Source organism: Ligilactobacillus acidipiscis, assembly GCF_900116935.1.
Taxonomy (GTDB): domain Bacteria; phylum Bacillota; class Bacilli; order Lactobacillales; family Lactobacillaceae; genus Ligilactobacillus; species Ligilactobacillus acidipiscis.
The window spans coordinates 2,095,011-2,109,929 of sequence record NZ_LT630287.1 but is presented as its reverse complement, the minus strand read 5'-3'; the positions used below and the strand labels follow the sequence as shown (position 1 = coordinate 2,109,929).

Here is a 14,919-nt window from a genome sequence, read left to right as displayed (position 1 = left end):
TTTTGGGAATGAGTTCAGATTTTTTAAGTTCTGTGGCTGAGAATTTAGCTGTAGTAATTTTTGATACAAGAAAGAATATTACTTATGTGACAGATTTGTTCGCTCAAACAATGGGATATTCCAAAGAAGAATTATTGACAATGCAACACCCAGACCTTTGTTTTGACTCTTTTGTCAATAGTGCAAGTTATACCGAATTTTGGAATCGTTTATTGGCAGGACAGCCATTTCAAGACCAAGTCTTGAGAAAAGGCAAGGGAGACAAGAAAATATATTTGGAAGCCAACTATTTTCCTTTGCACGATGAGACCCATAAGTTAACAGGAGTTTGCAAAATTTGCTTTGATAAAACAAAGAGTACTTCAGCCATTAATGAGGCGTTGACTGATATTACTTCAGTTTCAGATGCAATCGAACAAATGTATGATTCTCAAATGAAGCATATGAGTGAGACGAAAAGCATGATGGCTTCCATGCAATCATGCTCGACTGATAACTTGGAAAACACTGGTGCGTTGAAAAATGATACAACTGAAATTGGGCAAATTACAAAAACCGTGCATGAGATTGCCTACCATACTAATATTTTGGCTGTCAATACGGCTTTGCAGGCCGTTCGTTCAAGCGAAAATAGCAATGGCTTTTCAGTAGTTGCCAAAGAAATGCGTAAGTTATCTAAAGATGTGGATCAATCTTCTGAGAGTATTAGAGAAACTTTGCAAAATATTTTACATGAAGTTGAAAGTCTTGATAAAACCTCCAAGCAGACTAGTGAGCAAATCGACTCAGCTTTAAATGGTTTTAAGCAAAATCAAGATTCGTTGTATGAACTAGAAGCAAGTTCTGAAAAAATCAAGGATAATGTAGCCTTATTGAGTCAGTTATTTAAAGTAAAACATGATCAATAATAAGTAAAGATAGAGGTTGGATCAATGATCCAGCTTTTTATTTGTAATCATACAAGTTCAAGTATTTAAAACTCTCCGGTGAACTATCTATAGTGTGATAAGCTAAAGCATTGTTGCCTATTTTGGGTGAGGATGTCTTTTATTGCGGATCAGAAATAAAATGTTTTTATCGATCAATACTTTACTGTCTATGGGAAGTGGACTGATCACCCCAATCATTACACTTTATATCCATAATGATCTACATAAAAGTCTGGTAACTGCTGGCTATGTACTTCTTTTATATTCAGGGATGATCGCAGTCGGATATTTGCTAGGTGGTCGTTTATTTGATGTGTGGCAACCAGAAGCTTTGGTTTATATTGGTGGGACTCTGGCCATCTTTTTCTTGTTCTTACTGGCACTTTTTCCTAAATGGCCCTTTCTGATCACTTTTTTGGCTTTATATGGAGCTGGGCAAGGGCTTTGGCGCTCAGCTTTACTGGCGGATTATTTATTTTTGTTCGTTATTTTTCTTTGCCGAAAAACCAAGATCATTTAGAAGCGGGAGATGAAAAGCTCGTTGAGCACGTTTTCCCACTGAAATGAAACGTGCTAGTATTGCGCTCCTTTGGTCCTTCATGTTTTTGACATGTATTAGTTACGAACAATGGGAAAGTAATATTTCAGCTCTGATGACTTCACAAGAGATACCAGTTCAGAAATATAGTTTGTTGTTCACAATAGCTACTAGGCAGGTGATTATTTTCCAACCGCTTTTAATAAGTTTTTCCACATAAACCGGGGGTCGAACGTTTTTGTCTGCTACTTGGCTTGTTTTTGTATGGCAGTTCGTTTTTGATAGTTTTCGGTGCAAGTCAGTATTGGTGCTTTATTTTGGGTATTGTTATTCTGACTACTAATGAGATCTTGGTCACACCCATGATCCCCTTATTATTAAGCAAATATTCAGAGCGACAACACCATGGTTTTGTGCAGTCATTAGGAAGTTTATCTAATACGTTAGGGAGCGCATTAGGACCAGTTTTAGGGGTGTGGTGTACTTGATAACTTCTTAAGTTACTCGGAAACCTTTATTGCCTTTTTTATTTCGCAGCTGGTGATAATGTTAGTATTACGGTTTCCGGTTAGTTGATTCCAACAAAACGGTCAATGAGAAGGACGGCCTTGGAAGAGCTGTCTTTTTTACCAGTGAAATTGAGTGTATAATGAACAACGTTAAAAAATATGTAATTGGGGGTCTTAAAGGTGAAAGTTGCTATTGCAGGTGCAGGAGCAATGGGAAGTCGCTTTGGACTAATGCTGTCTCAAGGCGGAGTTGATGTAACCTTGATCGATGGATGGAAAGAGCATATCAATGCTATTCGAGAAAATGGTTTACAAGCTAATTATAATGGTAAGGATGTTACTGTTAAGTTACCGGTTATGTTGCAAGCAGAAGTTGGCCGCGCTGAGAAGTTTGATTTAGTGGTCGTATTTACTAAATCAATGCAGTTAGCACAAATGCTGCATGATATTCAAGGTGTGCTCGGTGAACAGACGAAAGTATTGTGTCTCTTAAATGGCCTAGGACACGTGGAAACTTTAGAAAAATATGTCCAGCGAGATAATATTTTCTTGGGAAATACGATGTGGACTGCTGGGTTAACAGGACCAGGAAAAGTTAAATTATTTGGCTCAGGTTCAGTTGAATTGGAAAACGTTGGAGATGGAAAACAAGATGACGCCAAGCAACTGGCTGAATTTTTATCAGCTTCTGGCTTGAATGCTAGTTATTCAGACAATATCTTGTATTCGATCTATCGTAAAGCTTGCGTGAACGGGACGATGAATTGTCTGACGACTTTGCTTGATTGCAATATGGGACAGTTCGGTGCTACTAGCACAGCGCACCAGATCGTCGTTACGATCGTGAAAGAGTTTGCAGCAGTCGCAAAGGTTGAAAAAATTGATTTGGATGTTGATGAATTGATCGCACATGTTGAATCGTGTTATGACCCTTCAATTTCAGGACACTATCCTTCCATGTATCAGGATCTGATTCAAAACAAACGGAAGACAGAAATAGACTATATTAACGGTGCAATTTCGCGCAAAGGGCGTAAATATGGTGTCCCCACGCCATACTGTGACTTGATCACTGAAATGATCCATGCTAAAGAAGAACTGTTAGGAGCCAAATAAGCGAAATAGTAAGTTACCCAACGTGTAGTGAAAAGGGCTTGAACGATTTGACATTCATCACGCTAATTCGTATATTTTTAATAGCGTAATTTTTTCGCAAAATTATATGTGAAATTAACTTATTATCTAACTATACTTTAATATGAGGTAGGATCAATGAAAAATAAGAAATGGCTATATTGGCTGGTTGCCTTGCTCTTAGTAGCTGCCGCTGGTTATAGCGTTATTCACGTGCACAAAGCAGAACAGGCCAATTCTGTTAAGATGGCAAAACAGGCCTCTATTGACAAAAAAAGGGATCAAAAGATCGCCAAGCAAAAAAAAGATCAGAAACAGCGGGCACGCAAGCTAGTGGATTGGTCTAAGCCGTCTTTGACCGGAGAATATCCAGACTTGACTCCTTATCGGCATATCAAGAAAAAGAAAGACAAGGTCTGGCTTGATGTTTCTGTTCGTAAGCAACGTGTGTATGTGATGCAGGGAAGATACATCCTTTATACAATGTATGCTTCTATTGGCAAGAATTATGATGGTCATACACAAGATTATCAACGAACACCTGTTGGTGACTTTAGGCTGCAAAAGGAACATGGTCCAGAATACTATGACGCGACTAAGAAGTATGGCGCCAAGTATTGGACTTCTTTTAGCGGTCATGGAGTTTATCGCTTTGAGTCAGTGCCATTTGATAAAAATGGTAAGGTCATCGAAAAACAGGCAGGACGCTTAGGAAGTCAAAAGGTAACTAAAAAGCATAATATCAAGAATTATGGTTCAATTAGATTGACCGTTCCTGATGCTAAGTGGTTGCAAGAAAATATTAAGCCGCACACCCGAGTTGTTGTGCACGGGAAAAAGTCTGATAAAGAGTTTTTAGACTTCTTATACTAAGTCTGACGGGCTGGTTCACTGAATTTAAAAAACAAATAAAAGACAGCAAAGGAGATCCGCTTTCAACTACGAGCGGATCTCCTTTGCTGTCTTTTGATGATTGCCTATTTCATAAAGTGCATATTTTTTAGATAATGTTTACCCGTAGTATTGTCGTATTGCACCAAACGATAATCATTTAGCAGTTCCTTTTGCTTTTTAGTAAGATTTTTTTCTTTCAAAACCTTATTTTGTTTGTCTACCAGTAATCCGTCAGAAGTGTCATTATTACCGCGTGATTGCGCGGGAAGCTGTTCGGTGACCTGTGTCATCATAGCGTAGAACGGACTGACTTTTTGGTTCATTTGCTTAAGCGCTAATGCCGTAAATGAGTTTGGACTGACCACTTGGACATGATCAGTTTGTTTACCGATACTGTCTCCATGATTTCTAGCGTATTTATTGCTGTAAATAAAATAATCAGTTTCGTGTAAAGGAACGTAATAATCGTTCATGTTATCACCGTCATAGATCCCTGGTAGATGATCGCCGTACCAGACTACTGTGATTGGACGTTGATATTGATCCAACTGATCAAGAAAGTCTTTAGTATACTTAGAAGTTAGTGCAATTCCCTGCATATAATGTTTAACTTGTTCTTTGAGTTCTGGATTAGCTACCGCCTGACCAAAAGCTTCAAATGGATACTCATTGTATTTATCAGTAAATGGCAGGTGGTTTTGCATAGTAGCTAGGTTAATGAATTGTCCTCTTCTTTCTTTATTAAGCTGCCATAAAACATTTTTGTACGCATCGTTGTCACCGACTAGATCACTTTTTTGAATTTTTTTCTGGTATTTTAGTTTTTCGTTTTTATCTTTACCATCCGTTGTTCGGAAAGTTTGAAAGCCAAATCTTTTGTAAACTTCTCTTCTTTGATAAAATGTGCCCAAGAATGGATGAATAGCGTTTTTTCTTTTGAAAAGATCAACTACGCTAGAATTATAATTAGATTTCATTACAACTTGTGTAAACGGAGTCGTCATACTAGGATCAAATAGCTGGAGATCCCAACTAGTTTCGACTCCGTATTCGATATTGGCAGTTCCACCACCATAACCAGAACTGAGCATTAGTCCAGAAGTATTGTTTTTTCTTATTTCATCAATCTCAGGGACTGGATTTTGATTAACTTTCATGTTAGGGACTCTTTTAGGATCTGAATAACTTTCACTTAAGACGTAAATTAAGGTCTGCTTATTAATGTCTTTGTTCTTACGTGTTTTATTGATTTGTTCAGCCTTGCGAGTATATTTTTTTGCAATTTTTTGCATATTCTGTTTCGAATATCCAGCAGGTTTTTCCATAGTTTTACTACCTAAGAAATTAACAAAAGTTAGCCATGGGCCATTATCATTTCCTGCTGCTCTTGCATCCCAAAAATAAATTTTATTTCCCATCCAGTTACTAAGATCGTTCATTGCTGAGCCCGCAGTATTGATTTTATTAAAATTGGAAAAACCAAGAATGGTCACTCCAATAATGACGATCCGAATAACCCAAAAACGTTTTAAGTTTTGCCACTTGATCGGGAAAAACTTTTCAAGCAGAACTGTTAATACAATCAACATGATGATGCCGAGAATAATTTTTAGCAACATACTCTGGTCGGCCATTTTTAACATTTCGTCAGGTTCTTTGATGAAGATCAGGTCACTTGGGAGCAGAGTTTCACTACGAGCAGCGAGTTTTTGCTGGTTTGTAAAGGCGAAAACGATTTCAAAAGTAAGAAGAATCGTATTAGAAGTCCAAAATCTACCAATTAGTGCACATAACGAAACTCCCAGTACAGTTAAACTCAGTGAGGTAACTGCAAAAATCTTTTTATGCATGATCACCCAAATTAATCCCTTATCGACATTTCCGATTTGTAACATTTGAGTAATAGCTACAATTACCATAGTCTCTAGTAGCATTAAGGAGATACATCTGAGAATGGTTAATGTATTCTTACCTTTTATTTTCCAGTCAATATTTCTAAAAAAACTAAGATATTGCTTTTTTTCCAATGTATTCATTCCTTCTAAAAATTTTAACTATGTTTTATTTTTTGCTTGAATGCAGTACACATCCCAACTATTATACCAAGTTGTGGAGTCCTTTTAAAATAATAAAAGTGAATTATCTTACTTTGTTATCAAAAAATTAAGACATATGATAGAATTCTTGAAAAAAGAAGCAAACGTTGTCCATTTTTAACAGTAGAAAAGATAATAGTGTATACTAGGTGATAATACAAAAAGAATAAACTAACAAGCGAATATAGGGAACTGGGGTGGAATTTTGAATTTTGAAAAGATGGTCGACTTGCATTGCCATATTTTGCCAGGAATAGATGATGGCTCGCCCAACTTGGAGAGTTCTTTGCAACTGGCAAATGATGCAGTACATGATGGAGTGACTCATATTTTAGCAACACCTCATCACTTGGATAATGATTATGTCAATCATGCACGTGATGTGATTCAAGCAGCAGATATGTTTCAGGCAGAACTAGATAGTAGAAAGATTCCTTTAACTGTTTTTCCGAGCCAAGAGGTCCACATCAACGGTAATTTGGTAGCTCATTATGATGATTTGCTAGGAATCGATGAAACCAAAAAATACATGCTGCTAGAGTTTCCGCATGGTGAAGTACCGCATTATGCTGATCGGTTGATTTTTGATTTGAAAAAACAGGGTACAACACCGGTGATCGTTCATCCGGAACGAAACAAGGGAATTCAAAACGACCTGAATCTCTTGTACGGATTTATCAAAAATGGTGCCTTGGCACAAGTTACTGCTACTAGCTATGTTGGTGGTTTTGGGGAACATGTTGCTAAGATCTCACACCAGTTAGTTGAAAATAATTTAGTGCAAATCGTCGCTTCCGATGCTCATGCTTTAAAAGGACGCAAGTTTGTTTTAGGTGAAGCACTGGACAAAATTGCCCAGGATTTTGGTAAAAAAAAGCTGCTGAATTTGAAAAGAATGCTGAAAATTTGATCAATGGTGAATATGTAGCGGCGCATGACTATTCGCCGATTACAAAAAAGAAGAGATTTTTATTCTTCTAAACTCTGAATTTTAAGAAGGCAGGTGAATGAGCAGATGTTTCCAGTTAGGTTAAGAGCTTTGAGGCAAGGCAGAGGGCTATCTTTGTCTGGTCTGGCTAAAGAATTAAATAAAGTGATGGGTAGTTCTGAAGAACGGCATAACACGGGTCACCAAATCGGTAGTTGGGAACGGGGAGTTAATACTCCTTCTTATATTGAAGTGGTCAAATTAGCTGATTACTTTAATGTCTCGTTGGATTTTTTGATTGGTCGAGATTATGACGATTTTGAGATCGAAGACATTTTTGCTTCAACTTCTCGTTTACGTTTTAATGGTAAAACCTTGAATAAAAATGATCGTAATGCTGTTTACGGTATGATCAAAGGATATTTACGAGCAAAATATCCGACGCAAGATGAAGATGAGGGAGAAAGCAACCAGGTAACTTTGCCGTTAGAATAGTTTATTAAATATTTTTATTTGTCATTATGGGGGGATTCTGTGTTTAAACAGATGGTGATTATGGATGAGTAAGAGAATTGAATGGATCGACATGGCTCGTGGAATTGCCATAATTATGATCGTGATCACTCATTCATTGAGTCAGTATTCAAGATCATTTTTTTCTGCATTGTTGTTTGTAGTTAATGTTCCGATTTTTTTCATCTTGTCGGGATACTTGTTCAGGAAAAAGATTTAGCGATGTAATTAAGAATGCTTGTCGGAACTTATTGTTACCTTACTTTTCAACTGTAGCTTTAATTGGGCTCATTAAATTAGTTGGTCATAATTTTGTACCTAACTGGATCAGTCCGATTGGAGTGGTTCAATACATAGTGAGCGCCTTATACGGTTTAGGAACAAACTCTTTTATCCCAGGAATTAAAGTGACGGTGTCAGCAATCGGAGCCATATGGTTTTTACCAGCGATGTTTGTTGGCAACATAGTGTTTAATGCCGCCTTTAAACTCAGTAAAAAATTTGTCCACGCTAAAACTTTATTGCTTATCTTCAGCTTGGCATTAACGGTTTTGGGATTCTTATTAAGTAAAAAAATACAATTACCATGGTCATTTGATGCAGCGTTGATCAGCCAATCATTTTATTGTTTTGGCTATATGGTCCGCCAGCTTAACTTGATTGAAAGAGGTAAACTTTTGTTGGATTTGGCTGGATTGTTGTTCTGGGTATTTTCTGCTGAGTCGGGTTTCTTTTATATGAATATTGGGTATGCAGATTCGCCAATTTTAGCTACTCTTGGAGCAGTCGGCGGCAGTTATTTTATCATGAGAGTATGCTGCTTATTAATGAGAAGCCAATATCAATGGCCTGTCTTTCGAAAGTATGGTAAAGATTCATTGGTTATGTTATGTTTCCACTTGATTGACTTAAATGCTTTTTTGATTGGGCCAAGACTTTTTAACAAAGTAGTTACAATGAGCGGGAAGATAGAAGTTGCCATTGTAGTAATTATTTGCTATCGGTTGTTTGTTATTTGGGTGGCTTCCATTATTGTTCCCCATATCCCAGTGATCAGGTCCTTTTTCTTTCCAAGAAAGTTTCCCTTTAAAGTCAAAGATAAACAAAGCCTGGTAAAAAATAGTCTACGATAATAAGTTCTATGTTAGAATATTATATTCTCCAAATAAACTACAGAGAGGAAATCTTGATTGTCACTGATTAAAAATTTATATGGTCCTTTTTTTGATTTACACAATTGGCAAACTGTATTAACATCTGGACAAGACTGGATGATCATCTTGTCATTGATTCTGATCGAATGTTTGTTGTCAGTAGATAATGCTATCGTATTGGCTGCGCAAACTCAGAAATTACCGACGAAAAAAGAACAAGAGAAGTCCTTGTTTTACGGGATCTGGGGAGCTTATATTTTCAGATTTTTGTTGATCGGATTAGGTAGTTATCTGATCAATTTCTGGGAGATCAAGGTCATCGGCGCCGCTTATTTAATGTATTTATCTGTGAAGCATTTCTGGGGACGTGCTCATCCACATAAAGAACACTCGTCTAAAAAGAAGAGAAAGCCTATCTTGCCCTTGTTTTGGTCAGTTGTTATTTCGATAGAAGCGATGGACGTGGTGTTTTCGATCGACTCGATCCTTGCTTCGTTAGCAATTTCACCTAATCCAGTGATCGTTTTGATCGGTGGGTTAGTAGGAATTTTAGCGATGCGTGGTGTGGCAGAGATCATCATGCGCTTACTTGAAATCGTCCCAGAACTTGAAGTTGTTGCTTATGGTTTGATCGCACTGATCGCGGTCAAACTCTTCCTAACGATTCCCGCAATTGATATCGAGATCCCAGCAGTTGTCTTTGGTGCAATAGTGCTTCTCTCTATTTTAGGAGCTATAATAGTGAACCGAATCAAAAACAATAAGGCTGGAAAGTAAAACGAAAGAGCATTTAGACCGGAGTTGGTTGAATGCTCTTTTTTCTTGATTATCAAAATGTGTTCGCTTTTTAGTGAAAAGGGCTACAAATGCTAAACTTGAAATGTAAGAGAAAGTACGATAGATTTATAAATGTAAGCATTATTTTATGAAGGCTTATTAGATGGTCCACTAATTAATTAAAGAAAGTTGGATATTCAATGTATAAACTAATTACGAGTGATATGGACGAAACTTTATTAAATGACAACAAAAAAATTACGCCGAAGACAATTGAGGCGGTCAAGCGGGCGACTGCCGCTGGAGTTCATTTTGTGCCTAACACTGGACGCAGTTTTACGAGTATTCAAGATAATTTGATCGAACTGGGTTTAAGTCAAAAGCCTGATCAATATGTGATTTCTTATAATGGGGCTGCGATCGTGGAGAACAAAGAGAATCAAGTCCTGCAAGTCAACGCTTTGCCACATGAAATAGTCGATCAACTTTTCCAAATCGGCATGAACGAAAACGTTTGTATTCACGTTTATACTGTGGATCAATTATATATCTGGAATATGAACAAAAACGAAGAAAATTATCTGGATGGCCGGGTAACTGGTTGGCACTTGATGCGTGAAAATAATATTAAATTCTTACAGGATACGCCGATCACCAAGATCATCTTTAATATCGAAGAAGAAGCAAAACGTTTATCCATGCAAGATTATGTTAATGAACATGTTGAATTTGCGCTGAATATCAGTTTTTCTTCAGATCGCTATATTGAATTCAACGATCCAACCGCGGATAAGGGTCAAGGCACCATGGCTTTGGCGAAAAAACTAGGGATCAAACCCAGTGAAGTGATAGCGATCGGTGATAATAGCAATGACCTTCCAATGATCAAGGATGCAGGCTTAGGAGTCAGTGTCGCTAATGGACGAGATTTCGTTCAGGCTGCAGCTAATTATGTTACCCAAGCGGACAACAACCACGACCCGATCGCTGAAGTGATCGATAAATTTATTTTTAATGAAGAGTAGGTAGTTTAATGGCGGTAGAAATTACAGCTGAAAATTTTGTGGCTGAAACAGCAAACGGGTTGACCTTGGTTGATTTTTGGGCGGATTGGTGTGGCCCATGTCATATGCTTGAACCTGTTTTTGAGGAATTGGAAGAAGACTTTGACGGACAGGTCAGTTTTGCATCGCTGGATGTTGAAGATCAGCAAGACTTGGCAGTCCAATTCAATGTTATGAGTATTCCGACGTTGATTTTATTTAAAGATGGTGTGGCGAAGGAGAAAATCACTGGTTACAAACCCAAAGCTGCTTTAAGTCAGTATTTAGCAAAGAAAGTTGCAGAAAATAAATAGTTTAAGCTATAAGTCATGTTCACGAAACACTAGTGAGCATGACTTTTTAAACACAATCATAATATTTGTTTAATACAAAAGATAAGTTATAATGTTAGTTACTTATGAAGTGAATTTTAGTCGGGCTACGGCAAGCAAGAAGTTCCGTTTATCCAACTTAAACAGCACAGTGCAAAAAGCGCACTCCACTGTTTAAGTCCGATATACTCGCTTCTTCTCGCTTGCCTTCGCCCTGTGAATTTACGCGGGTTGCGTGAACCAAAAGTCTGTGCTTATCTAACTTCGCCAACAAGTCGCAAAGGACACGACTTCTTGTCAAAGTCCGATAGTGCTCGACTTTTAGTCGGTTCACTCCACCTTGTTTGAAAATATTGGGGGAATTAATATGGCAGAAGATGCTGGAAAGTATACATATTGTACCAATTGCGGTACTAAAAACGCTGCAACTAATAAGTTTTGTTTAGAATGCGGGCAGCCTTTGATTGAGCAGGATAAGCAAACAAAGGGTTCACGGACGGGTAATATTTTAGATAATGCTACCAAGGAAATGAACAGCTGGACCGGTGAAGATAAGAGTGTCGAGATCAATTTTAAGTCGATTTTTAACCAAGTTTTTAAAAAACATACACAAGATGAAACAGACCGAATTTTTATCGCGGGTACTAAAGAAACAACTCCAACTTTAAATGAAGTTGCTGATAAAGAAGTCAGGCCGTGGTTATTTTCGCGGGTGTTCTTGTACCTGTCATCTTTACTTTTGATCTTACTGGCAGTTTTGATGATTTTCCAAAATAGTAACGCTTATCCAGGTCTGCTATTTATGGGTGCGCTGTCTGTGCCATTTTCTTTATTGATCTTCTTTTTTGAAATCAATGTCTTTAAAAACATTAGTATTTATCAAGTGATGAAAATCTTCTTCATTGGCGGAGCCTTTTCATTATTGATGACAGTCTTTATTTATTCACTCACCGGCAGTGGAAATTTTTCGCTTTTGGGTTCGCTTTTGATCGGACTAGTTGAGGAGACCGGAAAGTTAGTGATCATTAGCTATTTTGTTCATAAGGCTAATGTCTCTCATATTTTTAATGGAATGTTGATCGGTGCTGCGATCGGCGCGGGCTTTGCCGTCTTTGAAAATGCAGGTTACGCACAAAATTACGGGATCGCAGTATTGTTGGTCCGTTCTTTCGGCTCCTTGGGTAGTCACACGATTTGGAGTGCGATTATTGGAGCTGCGCTGGTCATGGTCAAAAAAAATCATAAGTTGACTAAAGCACATTTTACTGACCGTCATTTTATTAATTTCTATCTCTTGTCTGTGCTGTTACATGCTTTATGGGATCTGAAGACACCTTTTACTGACGTGAAATTAGTATTGTTGATCATCAGCGGCTGGGTCGCTATCTTTGTTTTGATCCATGCTGGCCTGCGTGAAGTCAAGGAACTTAAAAAATTAAAATTAAAAAATATGTTAGAAGAACCTCATGAAGCTTAAGTGTTACGAAGGCCCAACTAATAGGCAAAACCGCTAATATTTAAATTTTCATTTATTAAAAATGGAGAATTTGAAAGTTGAAAAAAGCGATTTTTGTTATGCAAATATACACTAGTTTGTTATGATAAAAGCAGATAACATCAGCGCCTTCACAGGAATTACGAGGAGGAGATAATCATGCAGTATCAGCGAATTAGAATTACAGCCGAAATATTGACGGTTATCATCTTGATATTTTTTGCGTGGGCAGCTTTACGGCCGGCTCAACAAAAAGATGAGCATTACACTCTTGATCAAGACCGAATTGTTTATGACGGACAAGTATTTAAAAATAAATTTAATGGTCAAGGTACATTGAAGCTAAAAAATGGTGATCGTTATCATGGGCATTTTAAAGATGGACGCTTTGATGGCCAAGGAACTTTCATTTCAAACTCCGGTTGGAAATTTGAGGGTCATTTTTCCAGGGGACAAGTCACAGGCCGGGGAAAGTTGACAACAGCTAAGGACAAAGTTTATCAAGGAGAATTTGCTAATGGAAATTTCAAGCAAGCCAAAAAGACTAAAAATTAAATGGTTTAGCCTCGTTCGGATCACTGGACTATTTTTGGTACTTGGATATCACTTTTTCCAGAATACTTATCCAGGCGGATTCGTTGGGGTCGATGTGTTCTTTGCATTTTCAGGTTTCTTGATCACATCACTGATGTTCGATGAATTTGCTGCGAGCGGTTCTTTTAAGCTCGGCAGTTTTTATCAACGGAGATTTTATCGGATCGTTCCGCCGCTGATCTTATCAGTTTTGATAGTTATGCCGTTTACTTATCTAGTCGGGACTGATTTTATTACGGGGATCGGCAAACAAATCGCGGCTGCATTTGGTTTTGTCACCAATTATTTTGAGATCGCCACTGGCGGCAGCTATGAAAATAACTTTATTCCGCATTTATTTGTGCATACCTGGTCATTAGCAGTCGAAATGCATTTTTATATTATCTGGGGCTTTTTGGTCTATCTTTTTTCTAAAGCCATTCACTTTATCCCTGGTGGTCGCCACCAGCAGTTAAAAACTTTTCGAAGTATTATTTTCTTGATCTCAGCTATCTTTGCATTAGCCAGTATTGTTGGAATGAAGATCGGCGGGGAAGGTTTAAGGGATTTCTCACCTGTTTATTTTTCTAGTTTGACTCATTGTTTCCCCTTCTTTATTGGGGCGGTTTTAAGTACCGTCACTGGAGTCTCAACTTTGCCACATTCATTTGAAAAACATATCGCTGAAAAATGGACCGCGCCGCGAGCTATTTTATTGATGGCGGCCGCTTTTGTCGGTCTGTTAGTTATTACTTTCAAACTTGACTTTAGTGCATCCTTTACTTATCCATACGGGATGGTGTTAGCTGTGCTATTGGCAGCTGCCATGATCTGCGGGGCACGGATCTTACATGAAAAGACTCCTAATGTCAGTGAACCGTGGCTTTTTGGATTTCTTGCCGATTGTTCATATAGCGTTTATTTGTATCACTGGCCTTTGTATGTGATTTTTTCGCATAAAATGTCAAACGGCTGGGCAGCTGTCTGGACCATAGTGTTAAGCTTTTTATTTGCGGCTTTTTCGTATTATTTAGTTGAACCGCTTGTTGCTGGCCGTAAGGGCCATTTGTTTGGCTATCGAGTTTCCGGCAAGGCGATCACTCTCCCGCTGACAGCCCTGATCGCGGGCTTGTTAGTGGCCACAGGATTTACTGAAAATAAAGCACCGCAGATGTCTAAGCTAGAAAGAAACTTGTGGATTGGCGGGATCTATCAGGATGCAGATGGAGTCAAAGCTGCACAGGATACAGTGATGGCCCAAGTTGCTTCACCTAAGGCAAAAAAGAAAGATGAAGCTGAACAAAAGACAGATACAAATGATTATCGCAAGTATAATAAGCAAAGTACCGCCGAGAAGTTTAAACTTCCGCCAGGAGTGTCCATTATTGGTGATAGTGTGACCTTGGGAACACGACGTTACCTAGAGCCGCATGTTGCTGATGCTCAGGTCGATGCTGAAGGTGACCGCAAGTTAGATCAGGCACATGGTGTCATGATGGAACAGCAAAAAAATAATACTTTGCGAGAATTTGTTGTGGTCTGTGTGGGAACTAACTCACTGAATGATTATGAAGAACAGGCTAAAAAAATCATTGCTGACTTGAAACCAGGACATAAATTAGTTTTTATGACACCTTATGACAAAACAGCGACTGCTTCTTGGAACTCGACCAAGTTGGGTGAGTTTGAAAGAACTTTGCCCACTAAGTATAAGTGGATCACGATCGCTGATTGGGGTAAGATCGCGCCACAGCACCCAGAAGTGTTCAATGGGACTGATGGTGTTCATTTTGCAGGTCGTGCAGCTGGAGATCGTCTATATGCTAAGGTGATCAATGATAGTTTGATCGCAGCTGCTAAGAAGCCGGGGAAACCAGCAGAGAAAGATTGAGACTGGTAAGCCGTCTCAATAATAACAATTATGTATTAGCGTTAATGATGATATCTATTAACGCTAATTTTATTATCCGCAAAAATAAGCTGCGGGCAATAAAAGAATGATAC

The 14,919-nt window shown here is 38.2% G+C and carries 13 protein-coding genes and 2 pseudogenes; 14 read left to right on the top strand and 1 reads right to left on the bottom strand.

Translation table 11 applies throughout. The features are described 5' to 3' along the window. Positions 1-8: 8 nt before the first annotated feature. From BQ5903_RS09875 to BQ5903_RS09855, 5 genes are all read left to right on the top strand, one after another. A complete protein-coding gene (locus tag BQ5903_RS09875) occupies positions 9-908 on the top strand; it encodes a methyl-accepting chemotaxis protein (RefSeq protein WP_010498571.1) in 900 nt (299 codons plus the stop codon). A gap of 142 nt (positions 909-1,050) precedes the next feature. Further along, entirely contained in the window at positions 1,051-1,449 is a 399-nt protein-coding gene (locus BQ5903_RS09870) for an MFS transporter (protein WP_010498568.1), read from the top strand. Between the two features lie 260 nt (positions 1,450-1,709). Further along, positions 1,710-1,955 (top strand): MFS transporter, encoded by a 246-nt coding sequence (locus BQ5903_RS12580; RefSeq protein WP_079579438.1) that lies wholly within the window; start codon positions 1,710-1,712, stop codon positions 1,953-1,955. Between the two features lie 201 nt (positions 1,956-2,156). Next, on the top strand, positions 2,157-3,092 hold the full coding sequence (locus BQ5903_RS09860; RefSeq protein ID WP_010498566.1) for a 2-dehydropantoate 2-reductase: 936 nt from the start codon (positions 2,157-2,159) through the stop codon (positions 3,090-3,092). A 156-nt stretch (positions 3,093-3,248) separates the two neighbouring features. Further along, entirely contained in the window at positions 3,249-3,983 is a 735-nt protein-coding gene (locus BQ5903_RS09855; RefSeq protein WP_079579437.1) for a L,D-transpeptidase, read from the top strand. Between the two features lie 104 nt (positions 3,984-4,087). Here BQ5903_RS09855 and BQ5903_RS09850 read toward each other — a convergent pair whose 3' ends face one another. Further along, the gene (locus tag BQ5903_RS09850; protein ID WP_231920845.1) at positions 4,088-5,899 is read right to left on the bottom strand and encodes an LTA synthase family protein; all 1,812 of its coding nucleotides are present in this window, start codon (positions 5,897-5,899) and stop codon (positions 4,088-4,090) included. A 406-nt stretch (positions 5,900-6,305) separates the two neighbouring features. Between BQ5903_RS09850 and BQ5903_RS09845 the strand changes: the two are divergent. From BQ5903_RS09845 to BQ5903_RS09800, 9 genes and pseudogenes are all read left to right on the top strand, one after another. Continuing rightward, positions 6,306-7,081 (top strand): annotated as a pseudogene (locus tag BQ5903_RS09845) (tyrosine-protein phosphatase). Positions 7,082-7,163: 82 nt separating this feature from the next. Further along, a complete protein-coding gene (locus BQ5903_RS09840) occupies positions 7,164-7,523 on the top strand; it encodes a helix-turn-helix domain-containing protein (RefSeq protein WP_231920844.1) in 360 nt (119 codons plus the stop codon). A gap of 64 nt (positions 7,524-7,587) precedes the next feature. Further along, a pseudogene (locus BQ5903_RS09830) lies at positions 7,588-8,674 on the top strand (acyltransferase family protein). A gap of 57 nt (positions 8,675-8,731) precedes the next feature. Further along, entirely contained in the window at positions 8,732-9,472 is a 741-nt protein-coding gene (locus BQ5903_RS09825; protein ID WP_010498533.1) for a TerC family protein, read from the top strand. A gap of 200 nt (positions 9,473-9,672) precedes the next feature. Continuing rightward, positions 9,673-10,497 carry a Cof-type HAD-IIB family hydrolase gene (locus BQ5903_RS09820; protein ID WP_010498531.1) on the top strand — a complete coding sequence of 275 codons (825 nt, stop codon included), beginning with the start codon at positions 9,673-9,675 and terminating at the stop codon, positions 10,495-10,497. An 8-nt stretch (positions 10,498-10,505) separates the two neighbouring features. Continuing rightward, positions 10,506-10,829 (top strand): thioredoxin, encoded by a 324-nt coding sequence (gene trxA, locus BQ5903_RS09815; RefSeq protein ID WP_010498529.1) that lies wholly within the window; start codon positions 10,506-10,508, stop codon positions 10,827-10,829. Positions 10,830-11,214: 385 nt separating this feature from the next. Then, complete coding sequence (locus BQ5903_RS09810; RefSeq protein ID WP_010498527.1) at positions 11,215-12,324, top strand: PrsW family glutamic-type intramembrane protease; 1,110 nt, start codon at positions 11,215-11,217, stop codon at positions 12,322-12,324. 177 nt (positions 12,325-12,501) lie between these two features. Then, the gene (locus tag BQ5903_RS09805) at positions 12,502-12,897 is read left to right on the top strand and encodes an MORN repeat-containing protein (RefSeq protein WP_010498525.1); all 396 of its coding nucleotides are present in this window, start codon (positions 12,502-12,504) and stop codon (positions 12,895-12,897) included. Then, positions 12,860-14,806, top strand: coding sequence for an acyltransferase family protein (locus BQ5903_RS09800; RefSeq protein WP_079579433.1), 1,947 nt, complete (start codon positions 12,860-12,862; stop codon positions 14,804-14,806). Before BQ5903_RS09805 ends, BQ5903_RS09800 begins: the two co-directional genes overlap by 38 nt. Positions 14,807-14,919 lie beyond the last annotated feature (113 nt).